General features: G+C 59.2%; 4 protein-coding genes. 2 read left to right on the top strand and 2 right to left on the bottom strand.

Annotated elements, in window-relative coordinates; genetic code table 11:
• The first annotated feature begins 93 nt into the window (after window positions 1–93).
• Together ACF8D4_RS14825 and pbpC are read left to right on the top strand one after the other, a co-directional pair.
• Window positions 94–5,607 (top strand): MG2 domain-containing protein, encoded by a 5,514-nt coding sequence (locus ACF8D4_RS14825; RefSeq protein ID WP_260846855.1) that lies wholly within the window; start codon window positions 94–96, stop codon window positions 5,605–5,607.
• The gene (gene pbpC / locus ACF8D4_RS14820) at window positions 5,604–7,889 is read left to right on the top strand and encodes a penicillin-binding protein 1C (RefSeq protein WP_335902716.1); all 2,286 of its coding nucleotides are present in this window, start codon (window positions 5,604–5,606) and stop codon (window positions 7,887–7,889) included. The genes ACF8D4_RS14825 and pbpC overlap by 4 nt, the downstream gene beginning before the upstream one ends.
• Window positions 7,890–8,024: 135 nt before the next feature.
• Here the strand turns inward: pbpC and ACF8D4_RS14815 are convergent, their stop codons facing one another.
• A complete protein-coding gene (locus ACF8D4_RS14815) occupies window positions 8,025–10,880 on the bottom strand; it encodes an insulinase family protein (RefSeq protein ID WP_335902717.1) in 2,856 nt (951 codons plus the stop codon).
• A 1-nt stretch (window position 10,881) separates the two neighbouring features.
• Window positions 10,882–12,648 (bottom strand): ABC transporter ATP-binding protein/permease, encoded by a 1,767-nt coding sequence (locus tag ACF8D4_RS14810; RefSeq protein ID WP_335902718.1) that lies wholly within the window; start codon window positions 12,646–12,648, stop codon window positions 10,882–10,884.
• Window positions 12,649–12,652: the final 4 nt, after the last annotated feature.

Raw genomic sequence — 12,652 nt, 5'->3', positions numbered from 1 at the left:
TGGCGAGTTCTCGCTGCCGTTTTTGGTCACTGGCAGGCTCCGCCCTGGATGCATTGGTGCATAAAACATCCCTTTAAAGCCTTGGGAAGCCTAATGCTGCTATCTGTACTGACTGTGCTTTGCTGGGGCGGCTGGTATTGGTACCAGAATTTACCCAAGCCCTATACCCTGCACTATACGCTCAAGGCGCCGCGGCTGACCGATTACCACCAGGCCAAACCTCAGGTCGCTCCCTTGACCCTGAGCTTCAGTGGTTCGGTCGCACCTTTGGATGTCATAGGCAAACCAGTCTCCAAAGGCGTCAGCCTCAGCCCCCAACTCGCCGGGCAGTGGCGCTGGGCCAGTGACAAGCATCTGCAATTTACTCCGGATAACGACTGGCCGATTGCGGAAAAGTTCGCAGTCAGCCTGGATAAGAAACAGCTGCTGGCAGACCATATCTTACTGGATAAATACCAGAGCGAATTCAGCACAGCCGCCTTCACGGCCACCATCTCTGAGGGGCGCCTGTACCAGGATCCGGCCCAGCCGAGTATTCAAAAGCTGGTCGCCACCCTGGCCTTCAGCCACCCGGTGGATACGGCCTCGGTCAAACCTCAACTGGCGATATTGCTGAGCCCCGGCTTGACCTACAGCGGCAATGGCGATACCGAAGTCACCTTCGACGACAAGCATCTGTTCGCTTACATACATTCTCCTGCGCTCGCCACGCCACTGGAGCAGAGCACTGTAACCTTGGAAGTCAGCAAAGGGATCCAGGCGGCCAGCGGCGGCAACAAGGCAGGCAAGAGCCAATGGCAAGTAGAGGTTCCCGGCCGTTATCAGCTGAGCTTTAAACAGGCTCAGGTCAACTTCGCCTACAACGACAAGGATGAACCCGAGCCGGTGCTGACGATGGAAAGCTCACGTCCGGTCAACGACGAAGCGCTTCAAGGCAAGGTACATGCCTGGTTGCTGCCGGTGAAAAATCCCAAGGGAAGCCGTCACTGGTATCAGGAAAATGTCACCGAACAGATACTGGCCAAGGCCGACAAACTGACCTTGACCCAGATCCCCGGTGCCGAAGGCCTCAACCAGTTGCACAGCTTCAAGCTGAAAGCTCCGGTCGATCGCTACGTGGCGGTAATGGTGGATAAGGAAGTCGAAGGCCAAGGGGGTTATCTGTCCCGCGATGCCGTGCTGACTGTGCTGCGAATGCCGCAATACCCCAAGGCGCTCAACTTCCTCGGCGAAGGCTCCTTGCTGACTCTGGACGAAGATCAACGCCTCGGCTATCTGGCCCGTGGGGTGCAAAAGGTGCAGATTGAGGTCGCCCAGCTACTGCCGGACCAGCTCAATGCCCTGATAGATCAAAGCTCGGGCAGCTTTGCCGAGCCCTACCTCAACAACACAGATTTCGACCGTTTGGTTACCCGTCAGGTGTTCAAGCAACAGCTTGCCGGGCGCGATCCCAGCAAGACGCTCTACGGCAGCGTCGACCTCAAGCCCTTCTTCAAGGACAAGCGCGGCATCTTTGTAGTCAAACTGACTCCGGCCGATGAAAGAGACAGCCAAACCTTCGACTATTACCAAACCGAGGCCCACGATCTGCGCTTTGTGGTCGTGACAGATCTGGGCATACTCGCCAAACGTAGCCGTGATGGCAGCCAGGATCTGTTCGTGCAATCCCTCGGCAAGGGGACTCCGGTGGCCGGCGCCCGGGTGGCCGTCATCGGCCGCAACGGTTTAGCGGTAGCCGAGGCTTTAACAGATGAACGCGGTCATGCAAGCTTTGCCAAGCTTGGCGAACTGCGCCGGGAAAAGACCCCGCTCTACTATCGGGTCGAAAAGGATGGCGATCTCTCCTTCTTGCCGCTGGCTGATTGGCGTCGCCAGCTCAATCTGTCCCGTTTCGACACCGGCGGCAGCTATGAGAGCGACGATCCCGGCGCCCTGAGAGCCTACCTCTTCACCGACCGCGGGCTGTATCGCCCCGGTGAAACGGCTCATATCGCCAGTTTGGTGCGGGGGCAGGACTGGAGTACCGCCCTGGGTGGCCTGCCGGTGAAAATGCAGATCACCGATCCCCGCGGGGTAACCGTGCTGGATCGCACCTTCAAACTCGATGGCAGCGGCTTTGACAGCCTGGACTTCAGCGCCGGCGAAACCGCGGTTGCCGGTGACTATCTCGCCACTCTGTCCCTCATCAAAGACAGATACCGCCTCACGCGTCTTGGTGATGTCACCTTCAAGGTGCGCGACTTCGAGCCGGATCGTATCAAGGTGCGGGTCTCTCTGGGCACCGACAAGCTGTTTGAAGGCTGGCGCAAACCGCAGCAACTCAAGGCCGAGGTCTTGGCCGAGCAACTCTTCGGTGGCCCGGCGAGCGATCGCCGAGTCAGCGGCGAGATGGTGCTGTCACCAACCGATATCAGCTTCAAAGCCTGGCCCGGCTATCGCTTTGGGGTATTGGGCAAGCTCAAGGAATCGTTCCGCGAAGACTTGAGCGAAACCACCACAGACGGCGAAGGCAAGGCCAGCCTGGACTTGGCGCTGGACCGCTTTGCCGGCAGCACTTACAAGCTGCACTTGCTGGCTCGGGTATTTGAAGCCGGCGCAGGCCACGGTGTCAGCGCCCAAAACCAGCTACTGGTATCCGATGCCGACTGGTTACTGGGCTACAAGAGCGATGGCGATCTGGACTTCATCAGCAAAGACGGCAAGCGTGTGCTAAACCTGCAAGCCGTTAGCCAGGACCTTCAAGGTGTGGCTACTGAGCTCAAAGTCGAGCGTATCGCCCGGCGCTGGGTGTCTGTGTTGGTGAAACAGAATGACGGCACCTACCGCTATGAATCGCGCCGCAAAGACAAACTGCTGGGCAGCAGCGCCCTGAGTCTGGCCGCAAGCGGTGGCCAATTGGAACTCGACACCAGGGAGCCGGGTGACTACCGCCTGCGACTGCTGGATGAAAACGGCCGCCAGTTGAACCAAATAGATTACAACGTTGCCGGCAGCGGCAACGCCAGTCGCACGCTGGAGCGCAACGCCGAGCTGGAACTGACGCTAAACAAGGCGGAATATCTGCCGGGTGAAAGCATTCAGGTGGCGATTCAGGCCCCATACAGCGGCGCCGGACTCATCACCATAGAGAGAGACAAGGTTTACGCCTTCAAATGGTTCAAGGCCGACAGCACCCGTTCGTTGCAGAGCATTACCCTGCCGCAAGGCATTGAGGGCAATGCCTATATCAATGTGCAGTTCCTGCGGGCACCGGACTCGGAAGAAGTCTTCATGAGCCCGCTGTCCTATGCCGTGAAACCCTTTAAGGTGGATCTCGGTGAACGGCGTCAGGCCATCGCCCTGAGCCTGCCGGAAAAGGTTAAACCCGGGACGCAACTGGATATCGACCTCAAGCTGCCAAGCAAAGCCAGAGTCGTGGTATTCGGGGTTGATGCCGGTATTTTGCAGGTGGCCCGCTATGAAGCGCCGGATCCACTGGCGCACTTCTTCGACAAGAAGGCTCTCAGCGTAGATTCGAGCCAAATTCTCGACCTGCTGCTGCCGGATCTCAAGGTGCTGATGCGCCAGGCCGCACCCGGAGGTGACGCCGCCGCGCTGCTGGCAGCCAACCTCAACCCCTTCAAGCGCAAGCGCGCCAAGCCTGTGGTCTACTGGTCGGGTATTCGTGAGTTGGCCGCCGGAGAGCAGCGGCTGCAATATACAGTGCCCGACAGCTTCAACGGCAGTATCCGCTTCTTTGCCGTCAGTGCCACCGAAGGCGGCATAGGCACCAGCGAGGCCAGTGTCGCGGTCAAGGCACCTGTGGTGATGAGCCCCAATGTACCGGCATTCCTGGCACCCGGCGACAGCGCCGATGTTACTGTGGGACTCTATAACACAGAAGCCGAGGCGCAGGATGTTACCCTGACCCTCAGCCTGAGCGGCGCCCTTCGCAGCGACCTGCAACCGCAGCAGTTCCATATCGAACCGGGCCGAGAGGCCACGGCGCACTTTGCCGTCAAGGCAGGCGAAAATCTGGGGCAAGGGGAGCTCCACTGGAAGCTGGCCACCAGCGAAGGCGAGCTCAAGATCAGCGAGAGCATATCGGTACGGCCGTTAACGCCCCACCGTTTAACCCTGGCCACGGCTGTGCTCGACCGCTCCGAAGCCAAGCTCAAACTTGACCGTCAGCTGTTTACGCCGTTCAGCAAGGTGGAAGCGGCTCTTGGCAACAGCCCGCTGGTTTGGGCTCAGGGGCTGAGCCACTATCTGGACAACTATCCTCACGCCTGTACCGAGCAGTTGGTATCCAAAGCCGTACCGGCACTGCTGCTGGGCAAGCCCCAGGATAATCTCAATGACTTTAACCAACTCATTGGCCAATTGCGAAGCCGCCAAAACAGCAGCGGCGGCTTTGGTCTCTGGGCCGCCAACCCGATAGTCGAGCCTATGGTGGCCTTGTATGTGGTAGACATGCTGCTGGACGCCAAGGCCCAGGGTTACCCAGTGCCACAGGATCTACTGGACAAGGCCAACAGCTATCTGTCGAGCGTAAGCTCCGGCCCCAGCAGCGGCTTGGATGAGCTGCGCGAGCGTGCCTATGGCGCGTATCTGCTGGCCCGCCAGGGGGTGCAGGTGAGCGGCGCCCTGGCCGACATCCGCGAGCGTTTGCAGCGCTACTATCCCAAGGATTGGCAAGCAGACATCGCCAGTGCCTGGCTGGCCGCCAGCTTTACCCTGATGCAGCAGCAACAATTGGCCGAGCCGCTGTGGCAGGCGCAGAAGTGGCAGCTGCTTGAGGATAAGCCCCAGCGCCTCGGCCTCTACCTGGATCCCATGGTGCACGATGCCCAGCTGCTGACACTCATCGCCCGTCAGGCGCCACAGCGCCTGGATGACCTGCCGGAACAGCTGCTGCCGCGCATGGGTCAGTGGCTCAGCGAGCAGCGTTACAGCTCGCTGTCTGCCGGTACTCTGGTGCGGGCGCTGACCGCTCTGGATAACTCCCGTGGCGATCAGGGGCTGGCCATGCAAGCCCTGGTCGATAAGGCCTGGCAGGCACTGAGTCTACCCAAGGCCCAGCTGCCCCTCGGCAGTGAAGAGGTGAAATACCAGAAAACCGGCACTAATGATGCCTTCTATCTTCTCAGCCAGCAGGGATTTGACCAAAGCCCGGCCAAGCCTTTCAGCCAGGGGCTGGAGGTGAGCCGCGACTATCTGACCCTGGAGCAGCAACCTCTTGCCAAGGTCAAGGTCGGGGATGAATTCCTGGTCAGGCTGCGGCTGCGCGCCACAGATATGGACCAGTTGCAGCAGGTGGTAGTAATAGATCTGCTGCCCGGCGGCGTGGAGCCGGTTTATCGTGACAAGGATGACAGCTTCGATGGCTGGCAGCCGCCTGTAGGCATGGCTCAGCACAGCGACTGGTCGCCACAGTGGCTCAATGTACGTGAAGACCGCCTGGTGCTCTACGGTACCGCCTGGCGCGATGCCAAAACCTTTGTCTACAAGGTACGGGCCACCAATGTCGGCCAGTTCCAGGTGCCGCCCGCCTACGCCGAGGGGCTGTATGATCCCCTGGTTCAGGCTCAGGGCCCAAGCGGTGAGTTGGTGATCGAAGCGCCATGAAACGCCGCTATTTGTGCCTGCTGGCCCTGGCAGCCTTGCTGCTGGGGCTGAGACTCTGGCCGGCACAACCTTTTTCAAAGCTGGCGCCCAGCTCCCGCATGGTGTTGGCCGCCGATGGCAGTCTGCTGCGGCTGACGCTGGCCAGTGATGGCCAGTATCGGCTCTGGCAACCCCTGGAAGGGGTTTCAGACAACATGGTGCAAGCCATCTTGCTCAAGGAAGACCGCTATTTTTACTTCCACCCCGGCATCAACCCGGCGGCCACCGCCAGGGCGATAGTCGCTACCTATCTTAAGGATGATCGCCAGGGCGCTTCGACCCTGACCATGCAGCTGGCCCGGCGGGTTTACAACATCAACAGCCGCCAGGTTGCCGGGAAATTGCAGCAAATGCTGGCGGCGCTCTGGTTGGAGCTGCGTTACTCCAAGCATGATATTCTCGAGGCCTATCTCAATCTGGCGCCCATGGGCGGCAATATTGAAGGTGTTGGCGCTGCCAGCCGCATCTACTTTCATAAAGACGCCGGTGAGCTGTCACTCAGTGAAGCCCTCAGCCTGGCGGTCATGCCGCAAAGCCCGGCGCGCCGCGCCCGTTTCGGTGCCGACTTTCAGGATGCCCGCGACCGTCTGGCGTTGCTCTGGCAACAAAGCTATCGCGACGATCCCCGCAACAGCGGCCTGTTGACCCTCACCGCCATCGGCCATGACCGCACTGAGCTACCATTTCTGGCGCCGCACTTCAGCCGCCGCCTGCTGCGGGATAATAGTGACACCCAAATTCACAGCACCCTGGACGTCAGCTTGCAGACCTTGCTGGAACGGCGCCTTGGGCTGTATATCGAAAGCCAGCGCCATCTGGGGGTCAAGAATGCCGCCGCAATCCTGGTGGACAGCCGCGATCAGAGCATCAAGGCCTGGATAGGCTCGGCAGACTTCTTCGATACCGATATCCAAGGCCAGGTGGACGGCGTCAGCGCCCGCCGCTCGCCGGGCTCAACCCTGAAACCATTTCTGTTTGGCCTGGGCATAGATCAGGGGCTCATACACCCGCAGAGCATACTCAAGGATGCGCCCACCGCCTTTGGCAGTTTCCAACCGGAGAACTTTGACCACAGATTTACCGGCCCTATCAGCGCCCACGATGCCCTGGTCAAGAGCCGCAATCTGCCGGCGGTGTGGCTGGCAGGAGAAGTAAACCAACCCAATCTCTACGGCTTCCTGCGCCAGGCCGGCATTCAGGGGCTCAGGGGTGAAAGTCATTATGGTTTATCCCTGGCGCTGGGGGGCGGCGAGCTGACCATGGCGGAGCTGGCGCGGCTGTACCTGATGCTGGCGAGCCAGGGCCATGACTACCCGCTGCGGGATCAACAAAGCCAGCCCATCAGCCCGCAAGGAAAGAGCTTGCTGAGCCCTGCCGCCGCCTTTATGGTGCGGGACATCCTCAAGGACAACCCCCGCGCCGACGGCCTGCCCGGCAGCAACTGGACAGTGGCCTGGAAAACAGGTACCTCCTGGGGATATCGCGATGCCTGGAGCGCCGGTATCACAGGCCCCTATGTGTTGGTGGTCTGGGTGGGTAACTTCGACGCCACCCCCAACCCGGCCTTTGTCGGCGTCCGTACCGCCGGGCCCCTGTTCTTCGCCCTCAGCGATGCCTTGCAGGGCGCGCTGCCCGGCACGGCCGACATGGCCAACACGCCACCGGATACGGTGAAAAAGGTAGCCTTCTGCGCCGCCTCCGGCGAGCTGCCCAACCCTTGGTGTCCCAAATTGGTCGATGGCTGGTATATCCCGGGAGTTTCCCCCATCAAGATCTCCAACTTGCATCGCCCCGTGTGGCTGGATAACAAAACCGGCGCCGCCGTCTGCCCGCCCTACGACTCAGAAATTCACCACCAGGAGGTGTTTGCCTTCTGGCCGTCAGACTTGGCGGCCCTGTTCGAGCAGGCAGGTTTACCCCGCAGGAGGCCGCCGGAGCTTCCGGCCGCCTGCAGCCAAAGAGTCGCGGTTAGCTACACTGCCCCGCTTATCCGCTCCCCCTTGAAAGGCGTCACCTACAGCCTGCGCCAAAGCATGGCCAATGAACACATCGCCCTCAAGGCCGACGCCGCCTCCGACAGCCAAATACTCTACTGGTTTGCCGGTAACAGCCTGCTCGGCCAGAGCCTGCCGGGCCAAACCCTGGAGTGGCGCCCGCCCAGAGCCGGACGCTTCCAGTTATCGGTCAGCGACGACAAAGGCCGCAGCGCCAGCAGACTACTTCGAGTAGATATGCTGCCTTGAGCCCTCTCCCTTGGTGGCAAGGCTCATTTCTGCGACACGCAAACAAAAGGCTGATCGTTTCCGACCAGCCTTTTCTATTCGAAATCTAAGACCAAGGCTTAAGCCTTGGCATGAGCCAATCGATAAGCTTTCTCGCTAAGCTTGTGTCGCTGCCGGCTCCAACATAAAGACCTTCTTATGCTGTCCCAAGAGTTGTTGCAGCAGCTGATTGGTCTGCTCCAGCGTCAGCTTATTCAGCGTGTTATCAGTCTCGGCCAGCTCCTGAAGTCGCACTTCATCGGCCATGGTCTGTGCCAGAGCGGCGCTCCAAAAGGCGGCGCTTTGGCGCTGTTGACGCTGCAACACGCCCAGGGTTTGCCTGGCCTGTTTGAACTCGGCGACACTCATGCCTTCGCGCACCAGATGCTGCACTACAGCATCGGCGTCTGCGGCCAGCGCCTCGGCCCGCTCAGGCGCCGCGGTGAAGTTGAGCCGTCCCAGATAATAAGCCCCCGGGTCACGCGCCAATAGCTGCGACATCTGGATCACATAAACACCGGAAGCCTCGGTGCGCAGTTTCTGCCGCAGCCTTTGGTTCAGCACCTGCTCTATCAGTTGCATCGCCATGCTGTTTGCCGCACTCCACTTCGCATCCTGGCTGTATTGGATCTGCACCATGGTTTTCGGGCTGCTGCTCCAGGGGTAACGGCGCTCCATAGACTCGGCCTTGGGGCGAATGTTGCGGTCAGTCCAGCTCTGCGCTGTTTTGCCATCCTGTTTGGCAAGATGACCGAACCAGAGGTTGGCCTGCTCGCCCAATTGCTTGAGCGGCAGATTGCCGCTGATGCTCAGCACCATGGCGCCCGGGTCACCCAGCAGTTGCCTATCTAATTGCTCAAGTTTTGCCAGCTCTGATGCAGGGTCACTGCCCTGCATCAAGAGCAGCTCTCCGTTCTCAAAGGCGGCTTGTGTGATGGCATCCATAAAGCGCCGCTCGGCGGGCATATGATTCCGCTGTTGCTGAATGGCCTGCCGCTGCCTGCTCAAAGCCTCCTGGCAATACCTGGGCTGGGTCAAACGCAGGGCAAATAACTTGAGCAGCGGCGCCAGGGTATCGGCGGATGCTTGACCACGCAGGCCATGATGCAGCAGCTCGGCATAGGGGGTGATGCTGATGCCGTATTGCTTCTGCAAGGCCAGCAGATCCCGGCCCGAATATTCGCCGATACCACAGGAGGATGGCAGGTAAAGCGCCTGGCTGACATAGCCCTTGGTGTTGTGGTTCTCCAGAGAGCGGCCACCGGGAAGGCGTAGATCCAGCTGAATGTTATCGGTCAGCATAGGATCGCTGTGCAGCAGCAAGGTCAGGCCATTGGCCAGTTGCCAGCGCTCGCTGCGCACCTTGGGCAAGGCGCCAAGCGCCGGCAGTGATGCTCTATCCACAACCTTATTCATCGCAGGCGGCGTTAAGTCCAGTGTCAGTTGCCTGGGTTTGAGCGCAAAGGCGCCTGGCGTGCTCGCCAGCCCCTGTTGCCAGGCGGTCAGCAGGCTATTTTTATTGAGCTTTTCGGCGTCCGTGTCCGGCCCTATGAGGGCAATTTTGACCTCGGCCTGTTGCAGCAAAGACTGCACCGCCGCCTGCAGATGCTCGGGCGTAACCTCGGTGAGGAAGGTCTGGGTCATCTGCCACTCTTGCTGCTTGTTCAGCATAGGCATTTGAAAGCTGACGGCATTGGTCAGTTGCTCGAGCAGATAACCGCTGTCATAGCGCGACTCGCTCAGCGCCTGCTGTTGCAAGCGCGCCAGCAAGGGCGCCTTAACGGCATCCAGCTCAGCTTGGCTCACCCCTTGGCTCGCCAAACGTTTAAGCTCAGTGGCAAAGCGCTGCAACGCTGTGCCATAGTCGGCATCGAGCGGGTGCAGAATCGCCAGATGCTGAATTCGCGAGGGCGACAGCACCGCACTCTGATCGCCGAGCTGCGCCTTGGCAAACAGCTGTTCATCCACCATCAGGCCAAGACGACGGTTCAGTACCGCCAGCCAGAGCCTGTCGAGTAGATCCCGCCATTGGCCGTTGACACTATTGAGCGGCGCGGGTAAGGGCTGTTGCAGCATGAGTTGGATGAAACGCTGCGATTGCTCGGGATCCAACACAGTTTGCAGTTGCACCTCGGCAGAAGAGGAATCGAAACGACCCCAGTCGGCGGTGACTTTACTATCGCCCTTCGCCATAGGCCCGAAGAAGTGCTCGATATGCTGCCGAGCCTCTTCGACATCGAATTCACCGGCCATCATCAGCACCATATTTTGTGACTGATACCAGTCCTGATAATACTGCTTGGCCAGGGTCACAGGCGCAGAGCGGATCACCTCTGGCAGGCCTATGGGATTGCGCTCGGCCAGCTCACTGCCTTGATAACGCAGTTGCTCCAGGGCGCTATTGATCCTCTGCCCTAGCCCCTGACGCAGACGCCACTCTTCGATAATCACTTCCCGCTCGCGCTCAAACGCCTGGGGATCGAATGTCAGCTTATGGCCCCACTGGGATAAAATTTTCAGTCCCAACGCCACTTGCTGCTCATCGGCGGCGGGTAAAGACAACTTATAGACGGTGGAAGCAAAGCTGGTGACCGCATTGACATGACTGCCAAGGCTGATCCCCTGCTGCTCCAGTTGTTTAAAGCTTTGCTGATCCGCAAACGCCTCTGTGCCCTTGAACGCCATGTGTTCAACGAAATGGGCCAAGCCTTGCTGGGCGTCAGTTTCCTGCAGCGAGCCGGCCTTGACCAGCAGCCTGAGTTCCACGTTTTGCCGCGGATCTTTCCTGGGCAGCAGCATCACCTGCAAACCGTTGGCCAAAGTATAAGTTTGCAGATCTGGCCTCAGTGGCAAGCTGCCCTCGGCGAGTGGTTGCGGTGAAGTTGACTGTTGTTGTGACTGTGGTTTCGGCTCAGTAGTGCTTTGGCAAGCCAGCAGCAAACCGGCCAGCAAACATACTATCAAGGGTTTCATTTCAGGCCTCCCTCAGGCGGGTGATGGTGGCAGGTTGAGATTGTTCATCCTGCTCCAGGGAAATAATCTCATCGGCCAGCTGATGCAGTGGTAATTGATGGCTGACCAACACTATGCAGGCCTTGGGCAACTCGGCGCGCAAGAGTTGCAGCAGCGAAGTGGCGGCGGCTATGTCCAGTGCCGAGGTGGTTTCATCCAGCAGGATCAGCTCAGGGGCGTTGAGCAGCAACCGGGCAAACATCACTCTTTGCTGCTCGCCGCCCGATAGCCGCTGCAGCCAGTTATCTGTCTGTTCGAGCATGTCCTGCAGCTCCCCTAACCCCACCTGCTGTAACACTTGGTAGCAACGCTCATCACTAAACCTCTGGGTGGCAGCCGGATAACAGATGAGCGACTTGAGTGAACCCTCCGGCAGATAAAGGCGCTGGGATATCCAGCAGGGGCTGACCCGAGTCGCCAGTTCCCCGCAATAGCCATCCCAGAAGCCAGCCAGGGTTCGCAGTAAACTGGTTTTACCGATACCGGAGCGGCCATGCAGTACCAGCAGCTTTCCCGGTGTGAGTGAAAGGCGCAGTCTTTGCAGCAGCAGCCGACCATCCGGCAACAAGAGATCCAGACTGGCCTGCAACAGCGGCACTGCCTGAGGTTCAAGCACATTGACACTTTTATCTGGGACACTATCGGTTGCAGCTGAGGGCTTGGCGGCGACTGCCGCCTCGGGCCGCGGCGTATCGGCAAACAGACTGGCTTCAAAATGACTCAGACGCTCGACCGTAGCGCTCCAGCGCGCCAGGTCTTTATAGGCGTAGATAAACCAGCTGAGGGCACTGGCGACCTGGGTGAAGGCCATCTTTATCTGCATCAAACCGCCGAGCTGAATTGCCCCGGCAAGAAACTTGGGCAGAGCAAAGAATATCGGCGCCAGCATGGTGACCTGGCTGTAACCTGTTGTGAAGAAGGCCAGATTACGCTCCTTCGACATCAAGGCGTACCAGTTACCGACTACCCGGGAGAAGCTTTGCGCCAATGCCTGCTGCTCACAGTCCTCACCTCGCTGACCGGCAATGGCTTCACTGTGGTTACGGCGCTGCACCAGGGCGATACGGAAATCCGCCTCACGCTTTTGCTGCTGAAAGTTAAGCCGGTGCAATGGCTTACCCACCTTGTGGGTGATCAGGGTGCCTATCAGGGTGTAGAGCAGGCAGACCCACACCATGTAGCCGGGTATCGTCAACTCGGCATCGCCCAAGGGAATGCTGATCTCGCCGGACAGCGTCCAGAGGATCACCACAAAAGAACCTATGGTGAGTACAGAACGCAAGAAGGACAACAGCAGATCCAGCGAAGTGTCCACCAGCAGGAAAACGTCCTCGGCAATACGTTGATCCGGGTTGTCAGGCTCCTGCTGCCCAAGCTGGATTCGGTAATGGCGACTGTCCGGCGACAGCCAGCGGCTACAGAGATCCCGGGTCATCCATTCACGCCACTGTATGATGAGCTTTTTCTTTAGGTAGTCGGCGTACACCAACACCAGCACCAAGGCGACTATGATCAGCATAAACTGCTGCAACAAGGGGTAAATCAGGCTGCCATCCAACTGCTGCAGCGCGTTGAAGAAGTCGCCGTTCCACTGGTTGAGCTGCACGCTGAACCAGACCGAAGAGAGGCTTAAGGTCAACACCACCAGCAGCAATGCCAACGCCGGCAGCCGTTGCCGATTACACCAAAAGGGTTTTATCAAATGCCAGAACATGGCCAGATGTTTCATATCG

This window comes from Shewanella sp. YQ_9 (genome assembly GCF_043103185.1).
GTDB lineage: Bacteria > Pseudomonadota > Gammaproteobacteria > Enterobacterales > Shewanellaceae > Shewanella > Shewanella algae.
This window is presented reverse-complemented; position numbering and strand designations above follow the sequence as displayed.